The organism is Streptococcus sp. 20925_1_44 (assembly GCF_041432435.1).
Taxonomy (GTDB): Bacteria; Bacillota; Bacilli; order Lactobacillales; family Streptococcaceae; genus Streptococcus; species Streptococcus infantis.
Genome location: NZ_JAPVZQ010000001.1, coordinates 246,390 through 269,584, shown reverse-complemented (window position 1 = coordinate 269,584; position 23,195 = coordinate 246,390). Strand labels below are relative to the sequence as shown.

Sequence of the window (23,195 nt, the reverse complement as noted above, 5' to 3'; positions counted from 1 at the left end):
AAAACAAAAAGAAAAAGTTGGAATCAATCCAACTTTTAGTCTACGTATGTATCTTCGTTCTTGTTTAAGAAGGCATAAGGCAATCCAATCAGTAGACCACCGCCGATAAAGTTACCAATAAAGGTTACACCCCAGTGACGAAGAATATTTCCAATACCGAAGTTCGCGATTGAATCAGCAGCAACACTGAACTTCACAATAGCAAAGGATGCAAAGTTTGCGGCGATGTGCTCATTTGTTAAGAATACAAACATGTAAATGGCTGATAGAACCAACCAAAGTTTTGCTCCACCATCCTTAACTAAAACAAATGAAAGAATGGCGATGTTTACAAAGATATTCGCTAGGATACCTTCAAGTAAAACTAGTTCATTAGAGCGTCCCAACTTCATTTCTACAACTCCAGAAATAAAGCTATCGTGCGTTAGATTTGCATATGCTGCTGAATGAGCAAATCCCCAACCAGCGATAAGCGCACCAATTAAGTTAAAGAAAGTACAATACAAAAGAATTTCAGCTGTTTTTCTCCAGCTAATTTTTTTCAAAAAGCTACCAGCTGTAAGGAACATCATGTTTGAAGTTACCAACTCAGCATTCAAGAAGACAACATAAGCTAGTCCCCAAGCGAAAACAAACGGGAAGAGGAAGCGTCCACTACCAGGAGCGATTTTATTGATCAAGTCAGCACCAACAGCTCCAGCAGCTGTACTAAAGGTAAGGAATGCACCTGCAAACATTGAACGGATAGCATACTTGAATTTGCTATTTGAATAAAGACTTTCTTTCTTTTTACAAGCAAATTCAATTTTTGAAATAAATTCTGATGAGACCATATAAACTCCTAAAACTTTTATTTGTGAATATTATAACATAAAATCAACTTTATGGAAAGGCTTTCTGAAATTTTAAAAAAATTAAAATCTATGATTCTAAGATACGGATCTTGATATTGTATTTTTTTGTTTCATTCTTTAAGTTATTGACTAGTTGGTCATTCTCTTTTGATTTTCCAAAGAAAAAGGCTAGAGCTTTTCCGCTCTTTTGTTCGATAGTCAAAAAATATCTAGCACCATTCAATTTAACACTTGGAATAAAATGGACCTCAATCTTTTTAATATTATTCAGTGGTATAATGCGCTTTCTAAAAACATAAGCATTATGGATATAAAATCTTCCCTTTGCAATATGAAACGGGGCAAAAAAGTTTCCACCACTTTGACGCACAATGACATAACGACGCCATAGAATCAGTAAAAGAAGGAAGGATACAAAGGAAATAGCAAAAGTCAAAACCGAGCTTTTCATCATCAATTTTATCCCAATCAAAAAATAATCTATCATAATTAAACCCCTTTTTCTACCTTATTATACCACTTTTGTTGAGCTTCTAGGTTCATGGACAAAGAAAAAGAAAAAGACTGAACAAAGTTCAGCCCTTTTTACGAATGGTTGATAAGATATCTTCATCTAGTCAAATCAATACGTTGACCAATTTTACCAATGATAATTGCACCAACAATTAGTGAAGCGAATTCTCCGATACCAGTAGTGAACCATGTAAAGAAGAATGGTGCTTCTGCTACAATGTTCAATTCAGCAGCAATGGTGATCATTGAAATTGAAAATAGAATTGAAAAGAAGAAATGATCTTTTCGAATTAATCCATTAAAAAGATAGTCTTTACTATATTTACTGAACAACCAAACTCCTAAGCTTAGGAAGACAAGAGTTGATCCTCCACCTACAGCGACATCAATGAGTCCAAAACTGAAAAAATTAGCAATCATACATCCAAGAGTAACACCAATAATGTACTTAGGATTGTAAAAAGCTAGAAAATTCATCATTTCAGAAATACGGAATTGGTAAGCTCCGTAGCTAATGGCATTGAGTGGTGGTGTAATAGTCAAAACCACATAAATTGCTGCGACAATGGCAATGTCAGCCAAATCGCGGACAGTAAGTTTTTTCATGTTTTCTCCTTTAGCGGCTCCACCGCGTTTAATATGCTTGGTGAAAGAAGTTAAGCACCAAGGGTTGAACAAGTCAACTTTGTTAGTATAGCACATTTAGAGGCTTTATGCTATACTAATCTTATGAAAAGATACATTAAAAAATTCTTCGATAACGAAATTTTATCTTATTTATTTTTCGGCGTTGCTACTACTGTTGTTTCTGTAGGGACTCGAATGATTATTTTTTACTTGACTCGGCAAGAATTAACAGCTACTGCTCTAGGTAATATAACAGGTATTCTATTTGCTTTCTTCACGAATGACACTATTGTTTTTAAACAAAAACGAGAAAATTGGTTTGGACGTCTCATTAAATTCTCTGGAGCTAGATTTTTTACCTTCTTACTTGATATGGCACTAACCTTTATTTTTGTCACCAAGTTTCCTCATATAATTGGTCAATTTGTAGGTGATGATATTAATATAATTAATACGGTTGAAATAGGGTTTGCTCAAGTTACAATTGTTGTCTTAAATTACCTTTTTAGCAAGCTTTTTGTTTTTAAAAATAAATAAGCGCTTTTCTTGCATTCAACATAAATTTACGATATAATGTTGTCTGTAAAAATTTGATAAAATTTTGAAAGGAAAATATTATGTTAAAGGATCTTAAAGATTTCTTGCTCCGTGGTAACGTCGTTGACCTTGCTGTCGGTGTGATCATCGCCACTGCTTTTGGTGCTATCATCAATTCATTTGTAAATGATATCATCACTCCACTTCTATTGAACCCAGCCTTGGAAGCTGCGAATGTACAAAACATTGCTGAGCTTGCTTGGAATGGTGTTACATATGGTAAATTCTTGAGCGCTGTTATCAACTTCGTTGTAATTGGTACTGTTCTCTTCTTCATGATTAAAGCTATTGAAAAAGCTCAAAACCTTCGTAAGAAAGAAGAAGTTGTTGAAGAAGCTCCAGCAGCACCAACTGAATTGGAAGTTCTTCAAGAAATCAAAGCACTTCTTGAAAAAAAATAAACATGTAAAAGGATTTAGATATTGTCTAAATCCTTTTTTCTTCCTCTTTTTATATTGGTTTTAGTCTTGAGTAAAACTCCTATTTTTGATATAATGATGAAAGTTTCCACCCTTAGTGTAATGGATATCACGTAAGATTCCGGTTCTTGAGATGGGGGTTCGATTCCCTCAGGGTGGATAGATATAAACGAAAAAGCAACGGTGCCGTTGCTTTTTTGTTATTAAACTTTTTCCGATAATTCTTCCCACTCTAGCATCGCTTCTTCCTGGCGCTGACTAATCTTATCTAGTTCAGCTTGCAATTGCATTAGTTCATCTGCATCATTGGTTGTATGCATTTGTTCAGAAATAGCTTGGGCTTGATTTTCTAATTCTTCGATTTCTGCCTCTAGACTTTCGATTTGTCTCATCAATTTACGCAGTTCTTTTTGACTCTCCTTTTGAGTTTGGTAGTCATTAACTGGAGAAGCCTCTTTTTCTTGGTTATATGCTGCCGCTTCTTCCACTTGGCTAACTGCTAGCTCTGCTTTTTTGTCAACATAATAGTCATAATCACCCAAATAGACGGTCGAACCATTTTCGGACAATTCCAGAACATGTGTAGCTACACGATTGATAAAATAACGGTCATGGCTGACAAATAGAAGAGTCCCATCAAAGTCAATCAGTGCATTTTCCAGAACTTCCTTACTATCAATATCCAAATGGTTGGTCGGCTCGTCAAGAATCAGGAAGTTATTATTTTCCATTGATAGTTTAGCCAGTAACAAGCGAGCTTTCTCTCCACCTGAAAGCATGCCAACTGATTTCTTAACATCATCACCTGAGAATAGAAAGGCACCTAAACGATTTCGGATTTCCACTTCTGGCGTCAATCTAAAATCATTCCAAAGTTCATCTAAAACTGTATTGCTTGGTGTCAACTTACTTTGAGTTTGGTCATAGTAGCCAACTTCAACATTTGCACCGAAACGCTTCTCTCCCTTTATAAAAGGAATCTGATCAACAATAGACTTGATAAAGGTTGTCTTTCCAATCCCATTCGGACCTACAACTGCTACGGCATTCATCTTACGAAGGTCGAGGTTGATAGGCTCTGATAATATTTCTCCATCATATCCAATAGCAGCATTCTCAACTGTCAGCACAATATTACCAGATGTTTTCTCAGAGTGAAAGGTCATAGTGGCTGTTTTATTCCCAGCTTCAGACTTATCTAAACGCTCCATCTTTTCCAGTTGTTTGCGTCTAGATTGAGCACGTTTGGTTGTCGATGCTCGAACGAGATTTCGGTTAACAAAGTCTTCTAAAGCGGCAATTTCCTTCTGTTGCTTTTCGTAGTTCTTAGCTTCAGTCAGTAACTTCTGCTCCTTCTGCTCCACAAAGCTTGAGTAGTTCCCTACGTATCTATCTAAAGAATGTTTGGTTAAGTCGAGCGTTATGGTTGCTACCTTATCGAGGAAATAACGGTCGTGACTAACAAGTATCAAGGCACCACTGTAATTAACCAAATAGTTTTCTAACCATGCAATGGTTTCAATATCCAGGTGGTTGGTCGGCTCATCCAAAACCAAGAGATTTGGCTTTTCAAGGAGCATTTTGGCTAGGGCTAATCTTGTATTTTGACCTCCAGAAAGCTCGGCAATTTTCATCTGCCACATAGACTCATCAAACTTAAAACCATTTAAAATGGCGCGAACATCAGCTTCGTAGGTAAAACCTCCAGCCTGACGGAATTCTTCAGATAGACGATCGTAGTCTGACATAAGCTTATCGAGATCTGCTCCTGTCTTTTCCCCCATCTCTAGCTCCATTTGGCGAAGTTGTCTTTCAGTAGTACGTAAGTCGTCAAAGACGTGGAGCATCTCGTCATAGATAGTATTTTGGGATTCAAATCGACTATCCTGTGCTAAGTAAGAAAGGGAAATATCTTTTTTCTTATTAATCTCACCTGAAGTTGGCTCTTCTTCCCCGACTAATATCTTTAATAGCGTCGACTTACCTGCTCCATTTTTCCCAACGAGAGCAATACGATCTCTTTCATCTACTTGTAGATTAATATTTTCAAATAGAACATCGCCTGCAAAAGAACGTTCGATTTTATTAGCTTGTAAAATAATCATGTAACTATTTTACTATCTTTTTCTGTTTTTAACAATTCAAATAAAAAAGTTCGAGCTTTAAACTCGAACTTTTAGAGATTAATAACCGATACCACCACGGAATGTACGTGCCATATCTTTTAAGTTATAGTTCTTAGAAGATGTGTCGATTGTCCATTTACCGTCTTTCTTAGTCATCTTGATTTCGTAACCTTCTTTTTGCATATTGTCACTAGTATCAAGAGGAGTTGAATCAAATTGGCTTGGTGCGTTTTCTAAAATGTACTTCTCACCAGCTTTCATAGCTTCTGAGTAGCTGCTGTATTTACCTTTGTTTTCGTCGTAGAATTTACGGCTCAATTCATAGACATTTAAGTTATCCAAGTCGATTGTTTCAGGTCTTACATAGATAACTGCATAGTCTGGCAAGTAAGTTTTTACTTTGTAATCAACTTTTGCTCGTTTAGCATTTGCTTTGATATATGCTTCTGCAAATGTACGAAGTTCAGAATCAGATGGTTTGTAATTGTAGAATCCTTTACCGAATGACTCGATGAATTTCTTGATAAATTCTTCTCTATCAGCCTTCACGTCATTTGTGATCACATCAGAATCGTTTGAAGATTTTTTGTCATCTGATTTTTTGTCTTCAGACTTTTTATCATCTTTCTTTTCTTCAGATTTCTTATCGTCTGATTTCTTGTTGTCTGATTTTTTATCTTCAAGTGCGACGATTTGAGTTTTATCATTAGTAAAGCTTACGTTTGATGCACCACCAGTGTTTTCTCCATCTAGGTAAACAGCATCAACATATTTTTTCATAGCTTCTTTGGCTTCATCAATAGTGTCTTCGTATTGACTTGGATCAACCTTGATAGCTACGTCATTTTTACCTTTTTGATTTTCTTTTACATCATCGTAAAAGCTTGGGGCAAAGTGAAGTTCATATTTTGCATCTTTATCAACTTCATAAACTACATAACCAGCAACACTCTTGCCTTTAGAGATGCTATCTCCGTATGACATAAATTTAGTTTTACTGTCTGACTCATAAATATTAATTGGTTCAACTTTTTCGTCTTTTTCGTTATAAAGCGTGATATCATGGCTAGTAAAGCTAAACTGTTTATCACGATTATTTTTAATTTCTACTTGAAGAGCAAGGTAGTGTGAATTTGAATCTTCATCTTTAGGAAGAACATACATACCGTCTTTAACAGAAACTTCAAAGTTTGAATTAGATGCAGTACCATTGTCACTTGCTTTTTTACTATTTCCACAAGCTACCAATGCTAAAGCAGTTAAAACTAAAGCTGAGTGCTTAAGAACTTTTTTCATAATAGAAAACTCCTTTTATTATTTATTTTATTGTACCATACACTTAAAAAATTTCAAACTAGAAACAGGAAATCGCTTTAAAAATATTGTAAATTTTTATAATAAGGAGAATTTTCATCTATTACATTTGTTTGATTAAATTTTTAAAATTCATATATATAGGTCATGCTAACGTTTTACTAAAACTTTAAAAAATGCTATAATGTAAACGGTTAATACTAATAACAAATAAGGAGAATTTCAATGACTTATCAAGAAAACTTCCAAAAATGGGCTGATTTTGCTGATCTACCAGATTACCTTCGTCGTGATTTGGAAAGCATGGATGAAAAAACAAAAGAAGATGCCTTTTACACAAACCTTGAATTCGGTACTGCTGGTATGCGTGGATTGATTGGTGCAGGTACCAATCGCATTAACATTTATGTGGTTCGCCAAGCAACTGAAGGTTTGGCTCGTTTGATTGAATCTAAAGGTGGAAATGAAAAAGAACGTGGTGTAGCCATCGCCTACGATAGCCGTCACTTCTCTCCAGAATTCGCCTTTGAATCAGCAGCCGTTCTTGCAAAACACGGTATTAAATCCTATGTCTTTGAAAGTCTCCGTCCAACTCCAGAACTTTCATTTGCTGTTCGTCACCTCAACTGTTTTGCAGGGATCATGATTACAGCTAGCCACAACCCTGCTCCGTTTAACGGATACAAGGTTTACGGTGAAGATGGTGGACAAATGCCTCCACACGATGCGGATGCTTTGACAACCTACATCCGTGCTATCGACAATCCATTTGCAGTTGAAGTTGCTGATGTTGAAGCTGAAAAAGCATCTGGTTTGATTGAAGTTATCGGTGAAGCTATTGATGCTGAATACCTCAAAGAAGTAAAAGATGTCAACATCAACCCTGCCTTAATTGAAGAATTTGGTAAGGACATGAAAATTGTCTACACCCCACTTCATGGTACTGGTGAAATGTTGGCTCGTCGTGCTCTTGCTCAAGCAGGATTTGACTCTGTTCAAGTCGTTGAAGCTCAAGCAACTCCAGACCCAGACTTCTCAACTGTTAAATCTCCAAACCCAGAGAGCCAAGCAGCCTTTGCACTTGCAGAAGAACTTGGTCGTCAAGTAGGGGCTGATGTGCTTGTCGCAACTGACCCAGACGCTGACCGTGTTGGTGTTGAAGTTCTTCAAAAAGATGGTAGCTACCTTAACCTTTCAGGTAACCAAATCGGTGCCATCATGGCTAAGTACATCTTGGAAGCCCACAAAAACGCTGGAACTCTTCCAGAAAATGCAGCCCTATGTAAATCTATCGTATCAACAGACTTGGTAACGAAGATTGCTGAAAGCTACGGCGCAACTATGTTTAACGTCTTGACTGGTTTCAAATTTATCGCTGAAAAAATCCAAGAATTCGAAGAAAAACACAATCACACTTACATGATGGGATTTGAAGAAAGCTTCGGTTACTTGATTAAGCCATTCGTACGTGATAAAGATGCCATCCAAGCAGTCCTTGTAGTTGCTGAACTTGCTGCCTACTACCGTTCACGCGGTTTGACACTTGCTGACGGTATCGAAGAAATTTACAAAGAATACGGCTACTACGCAGAAAAAACAATCTCTGTAACTCTCTCAGGTGTCGATGGTGCTGAGCAAATCAAAGCGATTATGGCTAAATTCCGCAACAATGCTCCAAAAGAATGGAACGCAACAGAAATCACAGTCGTAGAAGACTTCAAAGCACAAACTTCTACTGCCGCTGATGGTACTGTAACAGCCTTGACTACCCCTCCAAGTGATGTCTTGAAATACACACTTGCTGATGGTTCATGGATTGCAGTTCGTCCTTCCGGTACTGAACCAAAAATCAAGTTCTACATTGCAGTTGTTGGAGAAAGCAACGAAGATTCACAAGCTAAGATTGCTAATATCGAAGCTGAAATCAATGCCTTTGTAAAATAAACAATTAAAAGATGAGATCAACCAATCTCATCTTTTTTCGTATCAAATCTAAGCATTTTTAAAAACTTTATGGCATACTAGATTTAAAAGAAAGCGAGGAAAACTCATGGAACAATTTTTAGAAAACATTAAAGATCTTGAAGTGACAACTGTTGCGCGTGCCCAAGAAGCTCTTGATAAAAAAGAAACTGCTACATTCTTTATCGGTCGCAAAACTTGCCCTTACTGCCGTAAATTTGCTGGCACATTGGCTGGTGTGGTAGCTGAAACCAAAGCACACATCTATTTCATCAATAGTGAAGAACCAAGTCAACTTGAAGCTTTACAAGATTTCCGTTCACGTTACGAAATCCCAACTGTACCAGGTTTTGTTCATGTTGAAAATGGAGAGATTAAGGTCCGTTGTGATTCTTCTATGTCAGCTCAAGAAATCAAAGAATTTGCTGGATTGTAAAAATATATAAAAAAGAAGGCGTCTGCCTTCTTTTTTTATATGTCTGTTAGTGGTGTTGCAGTGTCTGAAGACGTATCGTAAACTTGAAAATCCACTCCTACTCCTAGATCTGCTTGAGCTAACTGATTGACCATGGTCATGTGGGCTAGCTCCTTGATATTATTCTCTTTAGATAGATGTCCTAGGTAAATCTTCTTGGTACGATTTCCTAGTGTGCGAATCATAGCGTCTGCTCCATCTTCATTTGAGAGGTGACCAAGGTCAGACAGGATTCGTTGTTTGAGTCGCCATGCGTAAGATCCTGCTCGCAGGATTTCAACATCATGATTAGACTCAATCAAGTAACCATCTGCATTCTCGACAATGCCAGCCATACGGTCACTAACATAACCTGTATCCGTCAGCATAACAAAACTCTTGTCATCTTTCATAAAACGATAGAATTGGGGAGCAACTGCATCATGGCTAACACCAAAACTCTCAATGTCGATATCTCCAAATGTTTTAGTTTTCCCCATTTCAAAGATATGCTTTTGTGAAGAGTCAACTTTACCTAGATACTTACTATTTTCCATAGCTTGCCAGGTCTTTTCATTGGCGTAAAGATCCATGCCATACTTACGAGCTAAAACTCCAACACCATGTATATGGTCAGCATGCTCATGCGTAATCAAAATAGCATCCAAATCTTCTGGTTTACGATTGATTTCACCCAATAAGCTTGTAATTTTTTTACCAGATAATCCTGCGTCTACTAAAATCTTTTTCTTAGGGGTTTCTAGATAGAAGGAATTACCACTAGAACCCGATGCTAAAATACTATATTTAAAGCCTGTTTCACTCATTCTAGTCTTCTACTTCATCCTCCCAAATCTCGTCTTTTACAGCATCCTTATCATAAGGAAGAACAATGGTAAAGGTAGAACCCTTACCGTATTCACTCTTAGCCCAGATAAATCCATTGTGTTGTTTAATGATTTCTTTTGCTATCGCAAGACCTAAACCAGTACCACCTTGTGCACGGCTTCTAGCCTTATCAACCCTATAAAAACGGTCAAAAATCTTCGGTAAGTCTTCTTTAGGAATCCCAAGTCCTTGATCCGAAATAGATAAAATCATCTGGTCATCAGTGGTTTTCATACTAACCGTAATCTTACCACCGTCAGGAGAATATTTGATAGCATTATTTAGAATGTTATCGATTACCTGAGTCATCTTGTCTGTATCAATTTCAATCCAGACAGAATTAATAGGGTAGTCTCTGACTAATTCATACTTCTTGTCCTCATCTTGGCTTCTCATCTTATCAAAACGATTGAGAATAAAAGTGATAAATGCTGTAAAGTTAATCAACTCAACATCTAGATGACTGGTTGCATTATCAATACGCGAAAGATGTAAGAGGTCCGTTACCATTCGCATCATGCGGTTAGTCTCATTTAGAGATACTTTGATAAAATCAGGAGCAACAGGTTCATATAATGCACCCTCATCCAAGGCCTCTAGGTAAGATTTGACACTGGTCAATGGAGTTCGCAATTCATGACTAACGTTTGAAACGAATAGTCTTCTCTCGCGTTCTTCCTTCTCTTGTTCAGTCGTATCATGTAGAACTGCTACTAAACCAGAGATAAAGCCAGACTCTCTACGAATCAAGGCAAAACGCACACGCAAACTAATATACTCCCCATTTACATTTTGGGAATAAATCATCATTTCAGGACTTTGCGTAATTAAGTCTCTAAGCTCGTACTCATCTTCAATCTTGAGCAACTCAAGAATGTTTTGATTTAACGCGTCATCACTTTCAACCCCAAGTTGTCTTTTAGCCATATCATTAATCATAGTGATTTGACCACGACGATTGGTTGCAAGAACCCCATCAGTCATGTATGATAGGATACTATGCAATCTTTTACTTTCCTGCTCAAGGTTTTCTTGAGTTAGACGAATAACTTCAGACAAATCATTTAAGTTATTCGTAATGTTAGTGATTTCAGTATTCCCCTGCATATCTAATACCTGAGAATAATCACCAGCAATTAAATCTTTAATCTTTTGATTTAACTGTTTGAGTCGAATATTATCTCTACGGCCTTCAAGCAAGAGAAAACTGACAAGCATAATAAAACCAATTAATATGAGTACAAAGACGAAATCTCTGGTTAAAATTGTTTGTTTAATTATATCAATCATTATTTCTCATATAATAACCCACACCACGACGAGTTAAGATATATTCAGGTCTACTTGGTGTGTCTTCAATCTTCTCACGTAGACGTCTAATGGTAACATCGACAGTACGAACATCACCAAAATAATCATAACCCCAAACAGTCTCAAGGAGATGTTCACGGGTAATAACTTGACCAAGATGAGAAGCTAAGTGATGCAATAACTCAAACTCTCTGTGAGTTAAATCCAATTCTTCTCCATATTTTTTGGCTACATAAGCATCTGGAAGAATCTCTAAATCCCTAATTTGAAGACTTTGCAATTTAGTATCTTCCTCTTGGTTATCTACTGCTACTAACTCCGTACGACGAAGAAGAGCCTTCACACGCGCTTGTAGCTCACGGTTTGAAAATGGCTTGGTCACATAATCATCCGCACCAAGTTCAAGACCAATAACCTTGTCAAACTCACTATCTTTTGCCGAAAGCATGATAATTGGAACACTACTTGTCTTGCGAATTGTTTTAGCCACTTCAAGACCATCAATTTCTGGAAGCATCAAATCCAAGATAATAATATCTGGTTTCTCAGCTTCAAACAAATCGATGGCTTCGCGTCCATTAAAGGCTGTAACAACCTCATAACCTTCCTTGGTCATATTAAATTTAATAATATCTGAGATTGGTTTTTCATCATCTACAATCAATATTTTTTTCATATAGTCACCTTTTTCCTTATATCAATTATACCAAAAAAATGCAAAGAAGACACGAAAGACTGGTATTATCCTATCTTTTTAAATATGCTTGCCAAATTTTTTGTTGAGGTTTTGCTAGTGGATAGAGGTCAAACTCTTCAGGAGTTAACCAAACTACCTCTTTATCAAAATATTCTTTGCTATCAACTACTTGCCCGGATAGGATTCGTACATGCCACTTTCGATGGCTAAAGATATGTTTGACTTCTTCGAAATGACTATCCTGCCACGCAACTTCTAAATCATAATCCTGCTCAAAACTTTCTTGTGGTGATGGCCCAAGTTGAATAGATGGTTCAGCTACCTGATTAAAGAGATTGAATTCCTCATCTTTTGAAAATTCATCAACCTCAATCAAGGGAAAATGCCAAAATCCAGCTAGTAACTTTTCACTTTCATTCTTTTCTAGTAAAAACTGTCCTTTAGCATTTTGAACAACTAAAGCATTAAGATAGACGGGAACTGGCTTTTTCTTTGCCGCTTTAATGGGATAGCGATCCATTGTTCCATTTTGATAGGCAGCACTAAAATCTTTAACTGGACTATCTTCTGGCCTCGGATTAACGGGTGCCTCAATATCTGAACCCAAATCCATCAAGGCTTGATTGAAATCACCTGGACGTTCTGGATCAATCAAAATTTCCATCATAGCTTGAAATATCTTGCGATTACTTGGACTACCAATGTCGTGATTGACTTCAAATAAACGAGCCAAAACACGCATGACATTCCCATCAACTGCTGGTTGTGCTAGATTAAAGGCAATACTTGAAATAGCTCCAGCTGTATAGGGACCAATCCCTTTCAAGCTTGAAATACCTTCGTAAGTTGAAGGAAATTCTCCATTAAAATCATTCATAATCTGTTGAGCGGCTGCTTGCATATTACGAACACGCGAATAATATCCAAGACCTTCCCAAACCTTTAATAAGCGTTCTTCAGGTGCATTAGCTAAAGTCTCTACAGTCGGAAACCATTCTAGAAACCGTTCATAATAGGGAATAACTGTATCAACTCTGGTCTGCTGCAACATGATTTCAGACACCCAGATATGATATGGATTTTTACTTCTTCTCCAAGGTAAGTCCCGCTTATTTTCATCATACCAGGCTAATAACTTTTTTCGGAAAGAGAGAATTTTCTCATCTTCCCACATGGTCACGCCGTATTTCTCCAAATCTAACATATATCTAGTATAGCATATCCTTATAGGATACTCAAAAAATGAAAATTGTCCTTGTTTTAGTATCGACTCTCTTATCATGCCTGACTATCAGACATACTCTACTCTTTCTGTTATTTTCTATGATTTTTTGATATAATGACTTTTAAATGAATCTTTAAAAGGAGATATCCATGCGTTTTAATCAATTTAGTTATTATCCCGTTACACCTCAACAAGCTTTACAAGAATTATCTGAGCTTGGATTCAAGCTTGATCTTTCAGCTTCACATAAAGAACAGTTTGAAGCTTTTGTTAGAACTTGTTTTTTCAATTTTAAAAATACGGATTATCCCCTCACTACTTTAGCAGTTGATAAAGAAACAGATTTACTCACTTTCTTCAATTCAGACCGTGAATTGACAGCAGAAATTTTCTATACTGTTGCCTTTCAACTACTTGGATTCAGTTACTTAGTAGACTTTGAAGATGGTCTTGCTTTTCACAAAGAAACAGCGTTTCCGATCTTTTACGGAAATTTAATCGACAATCTCTACCAGCTTTTAAATACACGCACTAAAAAAGGGAACACCCTTATCGATCAGTTAGTTAGTGATGGTCTTATTCCTGAAGACAATCATTACCACTACTTCAATGGTAAGAGTTTGGCAACCTTTTCTACAAACAATGTCATTCGTGAGGTTTTTTATGTAGAAAGCCGTATTGATTCTGATAAAGATGGACTTCCTGATCTCATCAAGGTAAATATCATTCGTCCAGCATACAACGGAAAGATTCCAGCTGTCATGACAGCAAGTCCATACCATCAAGGAACCAATGACAAAGCAAGCGACAAGGCTCTCTATAAGATGGAAGCCGAACTAGAAGTCAAGGAACCACATGAAATTACGTTAGAAAATCCAACCCTGGACTTGGTTGAACCCGTTGGGGATGCTGAACTTGTTTCTGAAGCTGAAGAAAAACTCACTCATATCAATAGCAGCTACACACTTAACGACTACTTCCTTCCAAGAGGATTTGCCAATATCTACGTATCAGGTCTTGGTACCAAAGATTCACAAGGTTTAATGACCAATGGAGATTACCGTCAAGTTGAAGCTTATAAGAATGTTATCGATTGGCTAAATGGTCGTTGTCGTGCCTTTACGGATCATAGTCGTAAACGTCATGTAAAAGCTGATTGGTCAAACGGTAAAGTGGCAACTACAGGTCTTTCTTACCTAGGAACAATGTCTAATGGTCTTGCTAGCACAGGAGTCGATGGTTTAGAGGTTATTATTGCAGAAGCTGGTATTTCTTCTTGGTACAACTACTACCGTGAAAATGGTCTTGTGACAAGCCCAGGCGGCTATCCTGGAGAGGACTTCGATTCATTAGATGAATTAACTTATTCTCGTAATCTCTTAGCTGGTGACTTTATTCGTGGAAACGAGGCTCATAAAGCATCCATAGAAGAACTCAAGAAGAATCTAGACCGTAAAACTGGAGATTATAATCAATTTTGGCATGACAGAAACTACCTTCTTAATACTAAAAAGGTTAAAGCTGAAGTTGTCTTTACCCACGGTTCACAAGACTGGAATGTAAAACCTCTTCATGTCTATCAAATGTTCAATGCTCTTCCAAGCAATATTAAGAAGCATCTCTTTTATCATAATGGCGCCCACGTTTATATGAACAACTGGCAGTCTATTGATTTCCGTGAATCCATGAATGCCCTTTTGACGCAGAAATTATTAGGTCAAAGCACTAACTACCAACTTCCAAAAGTCGTTTGGCAAGATAATACTGCTCCTCAAACTTGGCTGTCACTTGAAGATTTTGGAAATCAAACTGACCATAAAACTTTCTCTTTAGGTACTGAGGAAGCTGTCATTGAAAATCATTACCAAGATTCTGACTTCGAACGATTTGGAAAGACCTACCAAACCTTTAACAATGAACTTTATCAAGGTAAGGTGAATCAGATTACCATTGATATTCCAGTGACTGAAGATCTTCATATCAATGGTCGTGTTAAACTAAACCTTCGTCTCAAGTCAAGTACCAATAAAGGTCTTCTCTCTGCTCAACTTCTCGAACTTGGTCAAAAGAAATACCTTCAACCTTATCCTGGAGTCTTGGCTGCTCGTACTATTGATAATGGTCGTTACCATATGCTGGAAAACCTTTGCGAGCTACCATTTAGCCCAAATGCCCAACGTGTTATTACCAAAGGCTACCTCAACCTTCAAAATCGTCATGATTTATTAAAAATTGAAGAAGTTAAACCAGATGAATGGATGGAATTCCAATTTGAACTCCAACCAACAATTTACAAACTAAGAAAAGGCGATACAATCCGACTCGTTCTTTATACTACTGACTTTGAAATTACTGTTCGTGACAATACTGATTATCAATTAACAGTAGACCTTGCGCAATCTAGTCTGAAAATCCCATATCAAAAATAGTTAGTAAAACAGAAAACCCGTGATACAAATATCACGGGTTCTTTTATTCTTATTTTTTTTCTTCAGCTTGTTTCTTCATTCTCGCAAGTCTCAATGAACGATTGGGATTGAGGCGATTAAAAAGTTCTTCTAATTTCTTTTCATTCCAGACGTCTGCAGCAGAAACAAAATTTCCATCAGCATCTCGGAAAGATATTGGTTTATCACCCATAGCTATCTCCTAGTCTACAAATTCAAACTCAAATTTTCCAATACGGACAAGGTCGCCGTCCTTAGCACCACGAGCACGAAGAGCTTCATCAACTCCCATACCACGCAACTGACGAGCAAATTTCATGACAGACTCATCACGGTCAAAGTTAGTCATGTTAAAGAGTTTCATTAGTTTTTCTCCTGAAAGAACCCAAGTTGCATCGTCGTCACGACCAATCTCAAATGGTTTTTCTTCCTCATCGAAGCCATAATAAACCTCTTCTTCCATATCTGACTCATCATAAAGAAGGAATTCTGGCGTTTTATCAAGAAGCTCAGCTGTTGCATCTAATAAAGGTGCAAGACCTTGCTTAGTCAAACCTGAAATTGGGAAGATTGGCGGTAATTCTTCAAATTCATCATAATTAGCAGCCAATTTTTTCTTGAACTCTTCAAGGTTTTCCTGACTCTCAGGCATATCCATTTTATTGGCAACAATAATCTGTGGACGCTCCATAAGACGAAGGTTATAAGATTCAAGTTCCTTATTGATTGCTAAATAGTCCTCATAAGGATCACGTCCTTCACTAGCTGACATGTCAATGATATGAAGAATAACGCGAGTACGCTCGATATGGCGAAGGAACTGGGTCCCCAAGCCAACACCTTGGCTAGCACCTTCAATCAATCCAGGAAGGTCTGCAACGGCAAAGGATTCACCGGACTGGGTACGAACCATACCAAGATTTGGTACAATAGTCGTAAAGTGGTAGGCCCCAATTTTTGGCTTAGCAGAGGTAATGACGCTGAGCAGAGTTGATTTTCCAACTGAAGGGAATCCAACCAAACCAACATCCGCAAGGATTTTAAGTTCTAACTGTAATTCACGCTCTTGACCAGGTTCTCCATTTTCTGAAATTTCTGGCGCAGGATTTTTAGGTGTTGCAAAACGGATATTTCCGCGACCACCACGACCACCGTGAGCCACGATGAACTCTTGTCCGTTCTCTATCAAATCAGTGAGAACTTTCCCAGTCTCCGCATCACGCACGGTTGTCCCTTGAGGTACACGGACAATCAAGTCTTCTGCCCCTCGGCCATGCATTCCTTTTGTCATCCCTTTTTCACCTGATTGGGCCTTGAAATGACGATTGTAACGGAAGTCCATAAGGGTACGTAAACCTTCGTCTACAACAAAAACAACGTTACCACCACGTCCTCCATCACCGCCCCAAGGTCCTCCGTTAGGGACATATTTTTCACGACGAAAGGCAACCATGCCATCGCCACCATTACCAGCCTTTACTTTAATCTTGGCTGTATCTAAAAACATACTCATATTCTTTTCTCACTTTAAAAAGGGCTGGGAAAATCCCAGTCACCAACTATTTGAAATAAATCCTACAACTAGCAATTTAGAATCTACTAAATACACCAATTGCAGTCGCAAAAATACCGGCTAAAGTAACAAACAACATGATTAATACGACAAACATTGTAAGTTTTTCAAAGAATGTTTTTTTACGTTTACCATTATCACCGAATGCCATGTTTTCTCCTTTACTCTAATACTCTAATATTAATACTCATCAGATACAGGAGCGATTGCCCACAAGATCAAGTAAGCAATAAGTCCTGCACCATAACAGAAAGCCAAAACTCCCCAAATAACACGTACGATTGTAGGGTCAATATTAAAATAATGTGCTACTCCTGCGCAGACACCACCAATTTTTTGATCTCTACCACTTCTCATCAATTTCTTATTCATAGTTTTTTTCCTTTCATCGGAAGAATTTAATCATTCAAATATTTTCTTAAATTTCTTAATTGTTTTCTAGATGCCTTAAGCATACGCTTCGAACCTTTAACTGGCATCGTAACAGCCTGTTGCGGAATATAGAAGACTGTCTTTAAAATACGTTTTGTAACAGGTTCGTCAGCTCCTGTTTCTTTGGCAAAATTATTTGAAATAATGACGTCTAGATAAAATTCATGGACTCTTCTACCAAAATTCTCAGCAGAAATTTCATATAATTTTTCAGCCAAGTGTTTTTCATCCATTGACGGTGTAGCAAGTAAAGCCTCAAGAATAGCTCCTGCCAAGTCCCTTTCCTCATAATAAAGGGTTCCGAACATTTTATCATTGATGAGATTATCCAAATAAGGATTACCATGGGCAATAACAGGTGTCTTACTAGCTAAACTTTCCAGATAAGTCAATCCCTGAGTCTCACTTGTAGAAGCCGATATGAAGAAATCAGCTGCCTTATAATAGAGTGCCGTCTCATTTGGCGGAATCATACCTGTAAAGATAACAGAATCTTGAATTTTTAAATCTTCTGCTTGCTCCTTAAGATTGTCTAAATAAGGTCCATCTCCAGCTACAACCAGTTTAACATTTGGTTCTTCTTTTACGACATCTGGTAAAGCTTTAAGAATTGCTTGAATATTCTTCTCGTAAGAGACTCGAGAAAGACTTAGAAGCATTTTTTCATCTTGTTGGATCCCTAGTTTATCTCGTAAGTCACTAATGTGTTCAGGACCAATCTCAGGGCGTTCAAATTTGGCAAGCTCAATTCCAGTAGGAATAACACGCTTTTCAACTTTTACCTTATAGTCAGATAAAAGATCGCGTACAATTTCACTCGGACAAATGACTCCATCAACGTCATGCAAAAAACCTCGAACAAGATATTTGACCATACTTGGACGAATCAACATCCCCTTAGCAATATAGTGAACATAATCTTCGTACTGAGTATGATATGTATGAATGACTGGAATTTTCAGTTCTCGAGCAATCCAAATTCCCAATAAACCAAGAGAAAACTCAGTTTGGGTATGAATAATATCGAGTTTGTATTGTTTTGCAATCTCAAGAGCTTTCGTAAATCCACGGTAAGCGAAACGACGGTCTTTAAAGGCAAAGAAAGGAACACTAGGAATACGGATAATCTGCCAATCTTCATAACGATTGACATCCTTATCGGTTGTCGTGAAGATAAAGACTGCATGCCCTTGCTTTTCAAGCTCTGTTTTTAAGGTTCGAATACTGGTTGCAACACCCGAAACCTGTGGGAAATAAGTATCTGTAAATAATCCAATTCGCATATACTACCTCATTTTTTTCCTAAAGCCGCTTGCTCCCGATAGAATTTTAGCCATATTTCAAGGAGATGCTCCTCTGAGTATTCTCTTGAAATAGCCTTGGCCTTTTCTTTTAACTCTTTCAAAGCTTCTGGATGCTCTCTATATTCCATAATAGCTTGTTTCATCTCTTCCACATCGGTGGTTGGTCTGTAATTGCCTTCTAGAATAACCTTGTAAAGATCTAGATCACGAAGCATAATGGGTGCTTCACAACTCGCAGCTTCTAGAATAGTCATCGGAAAGAGCTCATTATAACTAGGAAGTAAGAACAGATCTGCCAAAGCATACAGTTCTTTCATCCTTTCTGGCTCAACAATTCCAGGGAAAATCAGATTCTCTGGAGGATTATCCATTATTTTTTTATAGCGTTCATAACCATCTGTAATCCCACCAAATGAGAAGCCTCCAGCCCAAATAAAGGTGATGTCCGGTAGTTCCTCAGCAAGAGTGATGAAATCATCGATCCCCTTACGCTTCTGAACCTGCCCAGCTCCTACTACTACAAATTGATTTTCACTCAACCCCATATCTTGTCGAAGTTGACTTACTTTTTCTGCAGAAAGTGGGTGCCATTTTTCTTTGTTAACAAAGTTAGGGATATAGGTCACTTTTTCACGAGGAATACCAGCTGCAACCAAGTCTTCGATAAAAGTAGGATTAACCACAACCAAGTGTTCCATACGGTCATAAAAAGAAAACACATAGCGCTTAACAATCCCTTTTAAAAAGAATGGAATCTTCAAACTACCTTCTAAGGTGTCAGGCAAGAAGTGAACATAACCAATCCTACGACCTGAACGCTTCTTTTGAAAAGTTGACAGATAATAAGGAAGGTCGATTGTATGAAAATGAGTAACATCAGCTTCTACAGGAAGATTCTCCGTTACAATTAGTTGGTCTTTCGCATCACGTTTCAAAAGTTGCACAAGTTCACGGTAAGCTCCAGAAACACCTTGTCCTGCTACCTTTTCACTCGAACTTAGCATGTTGATGCGTAATTTCTCTTTTTCCATACTATCCATTATATCATTTTATTGAAAGAAAATCAGCAAATTAAAAAAGAGATAGCATAAAAGCTAGGGAATTTCCTAACACTTATACTATTTCTTTTTTTATATCATTCTATTTAATACCTAAAGCGATACGTGCATAGCGACTCATTTTTTCAACCGTCCAAGCTGGATACCAAACTAATTTTACTTCAACGTTAGTAACCTCTGGTACATCTGTCATTGCATCATAAATTTGATCGGTCAAGAGGTCTGCTAATGGACAACCCATAGTCGTTAAGGTCATATCAATCTCAGTATCACCGGTATCACCATCAAATCGAATCTCATAAATCAGACCTAGGTTGACGATATCGATTCCTAATTCTGGGTCGATAACTTCTTCTAGCGCTGTCAAAATCCGCGTTTTGATGTTTTCAATTTGCTCTTCTGTGTAAGCCATATTCAGTCTCCTCTATCTTAATCCTCGATAAAGTCACGAAGCGGTTTGCTTCTACTTGGCTGGCGAAGTTTTCTCAATGCTTTTGCCTCAATCTGACGAATACGCTCACGAGTAACGTTGAAGACTTTACCCACATCTTCTAGAGTACGCATTTTACCGTCATCTAGACCAAAACGAAGACGCAATACATTTTCTTCACGGTCAGTCAAGGTGTCAAGAACTTCATCCAACTGCTCACGCAAGACGATACGAGTTGTATAGTCAACTGGATTTTCAATCACTTCATCCTCGATAAAGTCACCAAGATGACTATCGTCCTCTTCACCAATAGGTGTTTCAAGAGAAACTGGTTCTTGCGCAATTTTCAAGATTTCACGAACCTTGTCAGGTGTCATATCCATACGTTCAGCGATTTGCTCAGGAGTAGGATCTTGTCCCAATTCTTGAAGAAGGTTACGTTGCTCGCGAACAAGCTTGTTGATTGTTTCTACCATGTGAACTGGAATACGAATGGTACGAGCTTGGTCAGCAATGGCACGCGTAATGGCCTGACGAATCCACCAAGTTGCATAAGTTGAGAATTTGAATCCTTTTGAATAGTCAAATTTATCAACGGCCTTCATCAATCCCATATTTCCTTCTTGAATCAAGTCAAGGAATTGCATACCGCGTCCAACATAGCGTTTCGCGATAGAAACTACCAAACGAAGATTAGCCTCTGCTAGACGTTGTTTCGCTTCAACATCTCCTGCTTCAACAGCAAGAGCTAATTCTTTTTCTTCTTCGTTAGTAAGAAGAGGTACGACACCGATTTCCTTCAAATACATACGAACAGGGTCATTGACTTTGGCAGATGTTGAACCAATTAAGTCTTCATCGCTAAGTTCTGGTTCTTCCTCTGTACTTAAGACACGTTCACTCGGATTTCCTTCGTTATCAGTGATTGCAATACCTGCATCTTGAATCCGTTGCAAAAGGTTCTCAATGCCTTCTACATCAAGAGCAAAAGGAATTACAAGGACATTGTTAATTTCATCATCTGTCGCAGTACCAGTTTTCTTATGGTTACGAATAAATTCTGCAACTTGGACATCAAAAGTTGTTACTTCTTTTTGTTTTTTTGCCATTCTTACTCCATTCTTCTTTTTTGGGCAATTAAGCGTTCAAGCTCTTCTAAAGCAGTATCTGTGTCGCCTACATGACTAGCTTCCTGAACTTTCTTTTTAATTTGCAAGTTTTGTTGACTCAAAAGAGCACGATTACGAGACTCTTCCACTTCCTTTAGTTCTTCTGGAGACATCTCAGAAGGTAGATCCAAAGCTAACACCTGGTACCAAGCATTTTCCACTTCTCTAGTCTGATTTGCCAAGTCTTCAGAAGAAATCGAACCATTATCAATCAAGAGTCCATACAAGGTCTGAAACTCTGGAGTTTCAAATACAAAATCATCTCTCAAACGATAATCATTCAACACAAGGGGGTGCTCCATCATACGATAAATAATATGTGCTTCAGCTCTCATGACTGCCGTCAATTGTTTAGAAACCGACATAGTAATTGGTGTCGGATTAACAACCTGCTTCACTTTTTCTTGTCTTTGTCTGACACGACTTTCGTTGATAATGTGCTCAACTTGTTGATAATCAAAAGATGGTAAATGATCCGTCAACAAATGAATATAGGTGTTCTGGGCTGTGATAGAAGGTTCTTTGACGATAAGAGGTGCAATTTTCTCAATGAACTCAATCTGTGCTTGGAGATTTTCACTATTACTAGGTTTGTAATGATGGATATAAAACTCAATCGGACTGATTCGCGTATTGGATAAAAGATAAGCCAAATCCTCTGGAGAATTCTTTTGTAAATACTCATCAGGATCCATTGCATCAGGAATCTGGACTACTTGTACAGGTAGATCTTTAAGCTCGTCCAAAGCTTTAGCAGTTGCAGCTTGTCCTGCCTTATCACCGTCATAAGTGATAATCACTTTTTTCGTAAAGCGTTTGAGATGTTCGACGTGTTCAGCAGTCAAGGCCGTTCCCATGGAAGCTACTGCATTTTCAATACCAGCACGGTAGGCTGCAATAACATCCATAAAGCCTTCCATCAGATAAATTTCAGGAGCTTTACCTGAGCCTTTTTTTACTCTATCCAAATGATATAATTCGTAACTCTTGTTAAAAATCGCCGTTGCTCGACTATTTTTATACTTGGCACTTTGAGAATCTGTCTCTTGCCAAATCCGTCCAGAGAAAGCAATTACCTTTCCTTGGTCGTTTGAGAGTGGAAATATAATCCGGTTATGGAAAGTATCAAAAAATTGGTTACTCTCAGATAGATAAAATAGACCTGAATCCAGCAAGTCCTTCTCACTATAATCGTCTGCTAAACGCTGATAAAGATAAGAGCGTTCTGCTGGAGCTAGACCAATCATAAAGTGTTTAATGACATCATCAGTCAAGCCACGTTTATAGAGATAGTTTCTCGCCTCCTCACCCATTTTAGTCGTCATTAGGATTGCATGATAAAAGCGTGCAGCCTTATCATGCATATCGTAGAGATTTTGATGGGGTGACGTGTGTGGGACAGGGTTATGTACAGGAGCTTCCAGGTGCATCCCCAGACGCTCACCTAAAATCCTTACCGCATCTGAAAAAGTTACTTGTTGATACTCTTCTATAAACTTAAAGACGTCTCCAGAACGACCACAACCAAAACAGTGGTAAAATTGCTTATCTTCGACCACGTTAAAGGAAGGGGTCTTTTCACCATGAAAAGGACAGAGCCCCAAAAAGTTCCGTCCAGATTTTTGTAAAGAAATCACTTCTCCTATGATTTCGACAATATTGGTATTGTTTTTGATTTCTTCGATGACTCTCTTGTCAACCATAGACAATACCTCCATTTTATCACAGTTTACTTTATATAGTATAGCTTATTTCTGAAAAAAAGTAAACCATTTCACACCTTTTACATGCTTCT

General features: G+C 37.8%; 23 protein-coding genes, 1 tRNA gene and 1 riboswitch. Of the genes, 6 read left to right on the top strand and 18 right to left on the bottom strand.

Annotated elements, in window-relative coordinates:
• Positions 1 to 35: 35 nt before the first annotated feature.
• From O3643_RS01255 to O3643_RS01245, 3 genes are all read right to left on the bottom strand, one after another.
• On the bottom strand, positions 36 to 833 hold the full coding sequence (locus tag O3643_RS01255; RefSeq protein ID WP_371499271.1) for a formate/nitrite transporter family protein: 798 nt from the start codon (positions 831 to 833) through the stop codon (positions 36 to 38).
• Between the two features lie 88 nt (positions 834 to 921).
• Positions 922 to 1,341: a hypothetical protein gene (locus O3643_RS01250; RefSeq protein WP_371499269.1), complete on the bottom strand. Its 420-nt coding sequence runs from the start codon at positions 1,339 to 1,341 to the stop codon at positions 922 to 924.
• A 122-nt stretch (positions 1,342 to 1,463) separates the two neighbouring features.
• The gene (locus tag O3643_RS01245) at positions 1,464 to 1,973 is read right to left on the bottom strand and encodes a QueT transporter family protein (protein WP_004252705.1); all 510 of its coding nucleotides are present in this window, start codon (positions 1,971 to 1,973) and stop codon (positions 1,464 to 1,466) included.
• Positions 1,971 to 2,068: riboswitch (PreQ1 riboswitch) on the bottom strand. Its footprint overlaps the gene before it by 3 nt.
• Positions 2,069 to 2,096: 28 nt before the next feature.
• Here O3643_RS01245 and O3643_RS01240 point away from each other — a divergent pair.
• The 3 genes from O3643_RS01240 (at position 2,097) to O3643_RS01230 (ending at position 3,170) form a co-directional block, all read left to right on the top strand.
• Positions 2,097 to 2,531, top strand: a complete 435-nt coding sequence (locus tag O3643_RS01240; RefSeq protein ID WP_006151779.1) for a GtrA family protein — start codon at positions 2,097 to 2,099, stop codon at positions 2,529 to 2,531.
• 80 nt (positions 2,532 to 2,611) lie between these two features.
• Positions 2,612 to 2,992 carry a large conductance mechanosensitive channel protein MscL gene (mscL, locus tag O3643_RS01235; protein WP_036752858.1) on the top strand — a complete coding sequence of 127 codons (381 nt, stop codon included), beginning with the start codon at positions 2,612 to 2,614 and terminating at the stop codon, positions 2,990 to 2,992.
• Positions 2,993 to 3,098: 106 nt separating this feature from the next.
• Positions 3,099 to 3,170, top strand: a tRNA-Arg gene (locus O3643_RS01230).
• Positions 3,171 to 3,213: 43 nt separating this feature from the next.
• Here the strand turns inward: O3643_RS01230 and O3643_RS01225 are convergent.
• Together O3643_RS01225 and O3643_RS01220 are read right to left on the bottom strand one after the other, a co-directional pair.
• Positions 3,214 to 5,115 carry an ABC-F family ATP-binding cassette domain-containing protein gene (locus tag O3643_RS01225; RefSeq protein WP_371499267.1) on the bottom strand — a complete coding sequence of 634 codons (1,902 nt, stop codon included), beginning with the start codon at positions 5,113 to 5,115 and terminating at the stop codon, positions 3,214 to 3,216.
• Between the two features lie 78 nt (positions 5,116 to 5,193).
• On the bottom strand, positions 5,194 to 6,432 hold the full coding sequence (locus tag O3643_RS01220) for a DUF4352 domain-containing protein (RefSeq protein ID WP_371499265.1): 1,239 nt from the start codon (positions 6,430 to 6,432) through the stop codon (positions 5,194 to 5,196).
• 243 nt (positions 6,433 to 6,675) lie between these two features.
• Here O3643_RS01220 and O3643_RS01215 point away from each other — a divergent pair, with 243 nt between their 5' ends.
• Together O3643_RS01215 and O3643_RS01210 are read left to right on the top strand one after the other, a co-directional pair.
• On the top strand, positions 6,676 to 8,394 hold the full coding sequence (locus O3643_RS01215) for a phospho-sugar mutase (protein ID WP_371499263.1): 1,719 nt from the start codon (positions 6,676 to 6,678) through the stop codon (positions 8,392 to 8,394).
• Positions 8,395 to 8,500: 106 nt separating this feature from the next.
• Positions 8,501 to 8,848: a thiol reductase thioredoxin gene (locus tag O3643_RS01210; protein WP_004252697.1), complete on the top strand. Its 348-nt coding sequence runs from the start codon at positions 8,501 to 8,503 to the stop codon at positions 8,846 to 8,848.
• 35 nt (positions 8,849 to 8,883) lie between these two features.
• Here the strand turns inward: O3643_RS01210 and O3643_RS01205 are convergent, their stop codons facing one another.
• The 4 genes from O3643_RS01205 to mutY all read right to left on the bottom strand — a co-directional run bounded on the left by O3643_RS01205 (position 8,884) and on the right by mutY (position 12,966).
• A complete protein-coding gene (locus O3643_RS01205; protein ID WP_281137126.1) occupies positions 8,884 to 9,693 on the bottom strand; it encodes an MBL fold metallo-hydrolase in 810 nt (269 codons plus the stop codon).
• A 1-nt stretch (position 9,694) separates the two neighbouring features.
• The gene (gene vicK / locus O3643_RS01200; RefSeq protein WP_371499260.1) at positions 9,695 to 11,044 is read right to left on the bottom strand and encodes a cell wall metabolism sensor histidine kinase VicK; all 1,350 of its coding nucleotides are present in this window, start codon (positions 11,042 to 11,044) and stop codon (positions 9,695 to 9,697) included.
• Positions 11,037 to 11,741, bottom strand: a complete 705-nt coding sequence (gene yycF / locus O3643_RS01195) for a response regulator YycF (RefSeq protein WP_371499258.1) — start codon at positions 11,739 to 11,741, stop codon at positions 11,037 to 11,039. Before yycF ends, vicK begins: the two co-directional genes overlap by 8 nt.
• 70 nt (positions 11,742 to 11,811) lie before the next feature.
• Positions 11,812 to 12,966, bottom strand: coding sequence for an A/G-specific adenine glycosylase (mutY, locus tag O3643_RS01190; protein WP_371499256.1), 1,155 nt, complete (start codon positions 12,964 to 12,966; stop codon positions 11,812 to 11,814).
• A 170-nt stretch (positions 12,967 to 13,136) separates the two neighbouring features.
• Between mutY and O3643_RS01185 the strand changes: the two genes are divergently transcribed.
• Complete coding sequence (locus tag O3643_RS01185; RefSeq protein WP_371499254.1) at positions 13,137 to 15,416, top strand: Xaa-Pro dipeptidyl-peptidase; 2,280 nt, start codon at positions 13,137 to 13,139, stop codon at positions 15,414 to 15,416.
• 49 nt (positions 15,417 to 15,465) lie between these two features.
• On the opposite strand, the gene O3643_RS01180 is transcribed toward O3643_RS01185, so the two are convergent.
• The 9 genes from O3643_RS01180 to dnaG form a co-directional block, all read right to left on the bottom strand.
• The gene (locus O3643_RS01180; protein ID WP_006148428.1) at positions 15,466 to 15,627 is read right to left on the bottom strand and encodes a hypothetical protein; all 162 of its coding nucleotides are present in this window, start codon (positions 15,625 to 15,627) and stop codon (positions 15,466 to 15,468) included.
• Positions 15,628 to 15,636: 9 nt separating this feature from the next.
• Positions 15,637 to 16,947, bottom strand: coding sequence for a GTPase ObgE (obgE, locus tag O3643_RS01175; RefSeq protein WP_371499252.1), 1,311 nt, complete (start codon positions 16,945 to 16,947; stop codon positions 15,637 to 15,639).
• Positions 16,948 to 17,023: 76 nt separating this feature from the next.
• Positions 17,024 to 17,158: a DUF4044 domain-containing protein gene (locus tag O3643_RS01170; protein WP_000863850.1), complete on the bottom strand. Its 135-nt coding sequence runs from the start codon at positions 17,156 to 17,158 to the stop codon at positions 17,024 to 17,026.
• Between the two features lie 29 nt (positions 17,159 to 17,187).
• Positions 17,188 to 17,379, bottom strand: coding sequence for a PspC domain-containing protein (locus O3643_RS01165; RefSeq protein ID WP_371499250.1), 192 nt, complete (start codon positions 17,377 to 17,379; stop codon positions 17,188 to 17,190).
• Positions 17,380 to 17,405: 26 nt separating this feature from the next.
• Positions 17,406 to 18,722: a glycosyltransferase family 4 protein gene (locus tag O3643_RS01160; RefSeq protein ID WP_371499248.1), complete on the bottom strand. Its 1,317-nt coding sequence runs from the start codon at positions 18,720 to 18,722 to the stop codon at positions 17,406 to 17,408.
• An 8-nt stretch (positions 18,723 to 18,730) separates the two neighbouring features.
• Complete coding sequence (locus O3643_RS01155) at positions 18,731 to 19,774, bottom strand: glycosyltransferase family 4 protein (protein WP_016465929.1); 1,044 nt, start codon at positions 19,772 to 19,774, stop codon at positions 18,731 to 18,733.
• Between the two features lie 109 nt (positions 19,775 to 19,883).
• On the bottom strand, positions 19,884 to 20,213 hold the full coding sequence (locus tag O3643_RS01150; protein WP_006145447.1) for a metal-sulfur cluster assembly factor: 330 nt from the start codon (positions 20,211 to 20,213) through the stop codon (positions 19,884 to 19,886).
• A 17-nt stretch (positions 20,214 to 20,230) separates the two neighbouring features.
• On the bottom strand, positions 20,231 to 21,340 hold the full coding sequence (rpoD, locus tag O3643_RS01145; RefSeq protein WP_004252673.1) for an RNA polymerase sigma factor RpoD: 1,110 nt from the start codon (positions 21,338 to 21,340) through the stop codon (positions 20,231 to 20,233).
• Between the two features lie 2 nt (positions 21,341 to 21,342).
• Positions 21,343 to 23,103 carry a DNA primase gene (gene dnaG / locus O3643_RS01140; RefSeq protein ID WP_371499245.1) on the bottom strand — a complete coding sequence of 587 codons (1,761 nt, stop codon included), beginning with the start codon at positions 23,101 to 23,103 and terminating at the stop codon, positions 21,343 to 21,345.
• Positions 23,104 to 23,195 lie beyond the last annotated feature (92 nt).